Annotated in this window: 4 protein-coding genes and 1 pseudogene; 2 read left to right on the top strand and 3 right to left on the bottom strand. The window is 56.1% G+C overall.

All coding sequences use genetic code 11. The features are described from left to right. Window positions 1-1,143, top strand: a pseudogene (locus GEU01_RS19480) (ATP-binding protein); the annotation flags it as partial. A 168-nt stretch (window positions 1,144-1,311) separates the two neighbouring features. On the opposite strand, the gene GEU01_RS19475 reads toward GEU01_RS19480, so the two are convergent. Both GEU01_RS19475 and GEU01_RS19470 read right to left on the bottom strand, forming a co-directional pair. Then, the gene (locus tag GEU01_RS19475; protein WP_019087396.1) at window positions 1,312-2,544 is read right to left on the bottom strand and encodes a type II toxin-antitoxin system HipA family toxin; all 1,233 of its coding nucleotides are present in this window, start codon (window positions 2,542-2,544) and stop codon (window positions 1,312-1,314) included. Further along, complete coding sequence (locus tag GEU01_RS19470; RefSeq protein ID WP_019087395.1) at window positions 2,544-2,921, bottom strand: helix-turn-helix domain-containing protein; 378 nt, start codon at window positions 2,919-2,921, stop codon at window positions 2,544-2,546. Before GEU01_RS19470 ends, GEU01_RS19475 begins: the two co-directional genes overlap by 1 nt. A gap of 211 nt (window positions 2,922-3,132) precedes the next feature. Between GEU01_RS19470 and GEU01_RS19465 the strand changes: the two genes are divergently transcribed. Next, window positions 3,133-4,293, top strand: a complete 1,161-nt coding sequence (locus tag GEU01_RS19465; protein ID WP_025440152.1) for a pyridoxal phosphate-dependent aminotransferase — start codon at window positions 3,133-3,135, stop codon at window positions 4,291-4,293. A 210-nt stretch (window positions 4,294-4,503) separates the two neighbouring features. Here GEU01_RS19465 and GEU01_RS19460 read toward each other — a convergent pair whose 3' ends face one another. Then, window positions 4,504-4,893 carry a hypothetical protein gene (locus tag GEU01_RS19460; protein WP_007396668.1) on the bottom strand — a complete coding sequence of 130 codons (390 nt, stop codon included), beginning with the start codon at window positions 4,891-4,893 and terminating at the stop codon, window positions 4,504-4,506. Between the last annotated feature and the right edge of the window lie 53 nt (window positions 4,894-4,946).

The following is a 4,946-nucleotide window of genomic DNA, read 5'->3' as shown; positions in this document are numbered from 1 at the left end:
GAGGACGATCCGACATGGTGGCGGGATGTCGTCGATGCCCTTGTCAATCTCAGGGAATACCGCCTTGCAGGTTTTGCCCAGCGCCATGCAGTACCGGTCCTGCAGGATCTGCTGATTGCGGCCCGCAGCCCGGAAATCGAAAAACGCTATTCCAAGATCACCCTGGAAACTGGAGAAAGCCTGATCGACACGTTTGATCGCTACATCATGAACGTGATCAAGAATTTTCCCATGCTGGCGTCCCCGACAAGGCTGGATATGGGGGACGCGCGCGTGATCGTTCTCGATCTTGCCGAGGTGGCACCATCCGGCTCTCCCGCGGCCAACCGCCAGACAGCGCTCATGTATATGCTTGGCCGCCATATCCTGGCCCGGAATTTCTTTCTCCATCCCGATTATGCCGACGACCCGCATATGCCCCCGTCCATGCGGGACTATCATCTCGCCCGCTTCACTGAGATGTATGAAACGACGAAGCGTGTCGACTTCGATGAGTGGCACCGTACCGAACCAGCGCCCCAGGTAGACAAGCAGGCTGTCCGCGACGGCCGCGAGGGGCGCAAGCACAACGTCCAACTCGCCTTCATTTCACAGAACCATACCGATTTCAGCGAGGACCTTTACAAGATATCAACCGCCCGATGGGTCCTCAAATGCGGTGATCAGGAGACGGCAGACAGCCTTATCCGACGCTTTAAGCTGTCCGATGCCAGCGCCTATGTGATCCGCAACGCACTGCCGGGTCCGGGAAAGAATGGTGCGCCGTTCTTCGTGGACATGTCGGCCGGAGAAGCAAAGTATGAACAGCTTCTGGTGAACGTCCTGGGGCCAATCGAACTCTGGTCTTTCTCGACGACGCCTGGCGACACGGCGCTCCGTTCGCGCCTTTACAAACGGATCCACTTTGCTCGAGCCCTGCGGATGCTCGCCACCGTATTTCCCTCGGGAACAGCAAACAGCGAGATCGAACGCAGAAAAAGCGAGCGCATGAATGTTTTCGGTCTCGCGACCGATGAAGCGTTTGCCGGCGTTCTGGATGAACTGGCGGATGAGATCGTGGAAGGTAGAGGCGTGGCCGCAGGATTGTATGAAACCCTGCGCGCCATTGATGAACAATCGGAACTCGAATTTACCATTGGGTAGAAGGTGACCGATATTTTCCTGACGGCCTCACATCCCGATCATTGCGGACACAATGATGTTGACCATGCTGTTCGATCAATAGCGCGGCGACGTCTGGCAGGGATAGATTCGACAAATTTATGTGTCGTATCTGGTATATTATACGATATTATCAGTCATATGTGACTATCAGATCGTTAGCGCGATCCCGATCTGATCGTTTATGAAGGCGGCTTCATAATGACGCGCCATCGCCCCGGAAACACCAACCTCTCGCAGAACAGGCCTCCACTCATCCGAAATTCGCCGCGCTGTCACGCGGATCATCTGCCGGGCCTCAGCAGGGGTAATTTCGAAGAATTCACACGCCTCCAGTGCCAGACGGATGGACCGATCATGCGGACCGCCCTCCAGTATCGCCGTTTCCAGATGCGGGTTACGGTCGGGTGCTGGATTCACATCGAAAACGGGGGATAACCGCCAGTGTCCAGCGCCCACATAGAGAAATCCGTGATTTTTCAGATGATCGTCCTTATTTGACACGAGAATAGTATAAACCAGACGCAGGAAGAGTTCGCGGAACTCTGCCTGGGGATCGGCGGCATAGGTCCGGATAAAATCGACAATCTCCGTATAGGAACCCAGTTCCGTTCCGGTTTTCCCCAGAGCAGTCCTCGCCGAAATATAAGGAATCCGGCCAGCCCCACGCCGATCAAACCGCTGGATCAGAGCCACAGGAAACGGCGTTTCAGCCAGTTCCAGCCTGACCTCTGGCGTCCGGATTCCGCATGCTCTTGCCAGACGAAGCGTGGCAACTTCAATACGTTCTATTGGCCACTGGTCGTGAACCGAGGTAAATTTTGCAAGCCAGAGCACATCGCCGTCCCGAACATTGGCCTTCGGTCGCGCCCCACCCGAACCACCTGCACCAGCGAGCGCCTGCATATCCCTTTCGGATATGTCCTTGCCCTGTTCATATGCCCGCGCGATAGCCGTAATAGCGGCAAGATCGACCAGACGCGGTATGATGTCATCGGCGCCGCCACGAATGATTTCTCCGTTATCATCGGCGAAACGAAGCGCACCCTGCCGACATACGTCATCCGACAGTGTGAGATATTCAAACTCGGAAAGCCCATTACCGTAGGCACGCTCGAGAAGCCTGCGCCCCCAACTGTCGGGCGCAGCATCAGCAAAGACACCCGCAAGGGCATCGCGCACGTTCCCTGGCTGGCCAGCCGCATGAAACGGCCCAGAGCCAAGGGGAAAGGTTGGCTGGATGGCAAAGGCCCGAGAATTCTCGACCCAGGCCGGATCATAAGTGAAGGTCGAAAACTGCCGTGGACCTGCCTGCGTAAAACGCAGTTGACCCACGGGAGTCAGGCTGTTGCCAAGAACGACATGGGCGCTGAAATCAGGCATCAGAACGAAGCACCGTCCATATCAATAACATCCGCTCCCCCATGCGTGGCCTTATCCTTATCCTGCTGCCTGCGTAACGTGGTCGCAGAAGACCGGCCTCGACGAGGCTGACGTTCAGCAGCCAACGCCAGTCCCAGATCATCCTTGCGGATATCAATCAGGTCGGCCAACCGGTCCAGAAGACCAAGCACGACCAGCACGTCGGCCAGAGTGCCGATCCCCACACCCGGGTCTCCCTTTTCCAGGCGCGCGATGGAACTTGCTGACGTGCCGGCACGAGCGGCCAGGTCGGCTATCGCTATGCCGCGCCGCAGGCGCGCGCCACGAAGGTCACGCCCCAGTCGCTCAAGAGCCGCGCGGGATTTTGGTGAGCCCATTACTATCACTCATATTTGGCATATAAAATGCCTTATAGCATCATATATGGAATTCTGTAAACTCCACAGCCTCTGCCCTTCACAACACGTTCCTGGCAGGAACTGGCACGTCGCGTAGAAAACGGTGGGCAGGCCGCCTGATTTCCAAGGGCGGTTTCTGGTCGCAGGGCGATCATCACCCTATAAGTCTATTTTTCACCTTGAGGTCATGATGCCTGTTCCGCCAATCGATCCCTTCCACGCGCTGTCCATCAGCGCACTGGCGCATGAACTGGCCGCGCAGGGGCGCAGCATCATTCATATGGAATTTGGCCAGCCTTCCACCGGCGCGCCAAGCGCGGCGATCGAACGCGCCCAGCACGTACTGGCGACCGACCCCATGGGCTATTGGGAAAGCCAGCCCCTGAAGGAACGGATCGCCCTTCACTATGACGAAACATATGGCGTTTCGCTCCAGCCTGAACAGATTATCCTGACCTGTGGCGCATCACCCGCGCTGGTTCTGGCGCTCATGACCAGTTTTGTGCCCGGCGCGCGTGTGGCCATGGCGCGACCGAGCTATGTGGCCTACCGCAATGTGGTACGCTCACTCCATATGGAACCGGTCGAAATCCCATGTGGGGAAAAAGAACGCTTCCAGTTGACCCCCCATGCCATTGCAGAGCTTGATCCCGCTCCCGACGGGCTGATCCTGGCCAGTCCGGCCAACCCCACCGGTACCATCCTGTCTGCAGATGAAATACGGCGCATTGTTGACGTCTGTCGCGCGCACGGGATCTGCATCATATCGGATGAAATCTATCACGGCCTGAGTTTTGGCGAACGCGCGCACAGTATTCTGGAATATGATCCCGATGCGCTGGTGGTAAACAGTTTTTCCAAATACTTCAGCATGGCGCCGTGGCGGCTGGGGTGGCTGGTTGTCCCGCCAGCCAAGGTGGAAGCCGCCCGCGCGCGGATGGGTAATCTGTTCCTGCCGCCCGCCGCCCTCAGCCAGCACGCGGCCCTTGCCGCCTTCGACTGCCGCGATGAGCTTGAAGGGCATATGGAAACCTACCGGCGCAATCGTGACCTGCTGTTGCGTGCCCTGCCCGAAATGGGGCTGCGCCATATCGCGCCACCAGATGGAGCGTTCTATATCTATGCCGATATCCGGCATCTGACGGATGACAGCATGGCGTTTTGCAAGCGCCTGTTGCTGGATACGGGTGTTACGACAGCACCGGGCATTGATTTCGACCCCATAGACGGGAAATACTTCATCCGTTTCAGCTTTGCGGTCGCAACGGAACAGATTGAAGAAGCCATCCGCCGCATGGTCCCATGGTTTCGTCACCAAAAGGACCGCTTACCCGTCAATGCAGTGACTTAAAGGGGGATATACGTCTGGAGCGCGTATAGCTGTGTTTCTGATCAGGAGACATGCGAATACGCACTTACCGCGACCCACTACTACGGACCATGCAGGTGGTTTCTTCCAACTTAAGTTCTGCGACACACGTCTTGATTATAGTCAGCCCCGGCTGCATGCCTTACCCAGATCAATACATTCATACCAAACCATTAACTGCCTGCGATATTACTACCTCAAGCCACTGCTGGAACTGAAATGCGAGGTGGCAAAACTATGCTTCAGCACGATCCCGTTACTCAACACAACAGTCAGCATCTTGCTTTTGTTATTTGATCTTTCTCCAAGCATGCCAAGCCCGACTACGTCCTGCGCTATTGAAAGACCATCCTCCCTGCCGGACGTAAAACTATAAATCCAGACCTCATAACCATCTTCATAGGTTTTCTGCCCCGGTTCACCGTAAATCTGACGCACCTGGGATGAAGTTGTCACACCATCATGAATATTCTGATCAACTTCCGCGATGGTTGTTTTTTTTATGGAAGCATCACCCGTGGACGAACAGGCACTCGTGCCTGCAATGATCGCCATCACGATGGCCGTTCTGATGATCTTCATCCTGCACTCTACCCTCTCGGCTACATATCATCGACATACCTCATTGTGTCCCA

The organism is Komagataeibacter europaeus LMG 18890 (genome assembly GCF_000285295.1).
Taxonomy (GTDB): Bacteria; Pseudomonadota; Alphaproteobacteria; order Acetobacterales; family Acetobacteraceae; genus Komagataeibacter; species Komagataeibacter europaeus.
This window is presented reverse-complemented; position numbering and strand designations above follow the sequence as displayed.